General features: G+C 43.8%; 1 protein-coding gene. It reads right to left on the minus strand.

What is annotated here, in order from left to right; translation table 11 throughout:
* Positions 1–380: hypothetical protein (locus tag HMPREF2613_RS06395; protein WP_070479769.1), on the minus strand; the 380-nt coding region annotated here is incomplete at its 3' end.
* Positions 381–552 lie beyond the last annotated feature (172 nt).

Raw genomic sequence — 552 nt, forward strand, 5'->3', positions numbered from 1 at the left:
AGGGCATCGATGCGCCCATTCCCTCCAAGTTTCTTGTAGCTAGAGTGCATTTTGTGGATAATATCCGACTCGTGAACGCTTGTATAACCACGCTTGAGAGCGACAGTAATATCACGCTCCAGTCGTAGATACATAGTAGCTAGATGTGCTTCATCATGCACAGCAAGCTTGTTGTTGATTTCAGTTATATTTTGCTTGTTCTCCTCACCGATTGCATGGATAGTGCTCAATTCACCTTTCAACTCCTTGAACTGTTCTTGATTGAGATTTCCTGCTTTACTTGCTCGCATCCCAAACCAACCAGTAGCGATGACACCGATAGTAGGAGCAAGTTGAGTAATCGCATGTATCATTTTCTCGATTATTTCAGACCATGACATAAAATCCCCCTTACTCAATACGTGCCATGACCACAGTCAACACGCCTTGTTGTAGCATCTCAGCAAGAGCCTGGTCCTTGTATGTATAGCCCTCATTAGCCTGCATCTGGAACTTAAAGATAGTCTTGGTTCCACTTGGCCATTTTGGATTCGTATCAAACGGATAAGGCAT

This window comes from Streptococcus sp. HMSC070B10 (genome assembly GCF_001808665.1).
GTDB lineage: Bacteria > Bacillota > Bacilli > Lactobacillales > Streptococcaceae > Streptococcus.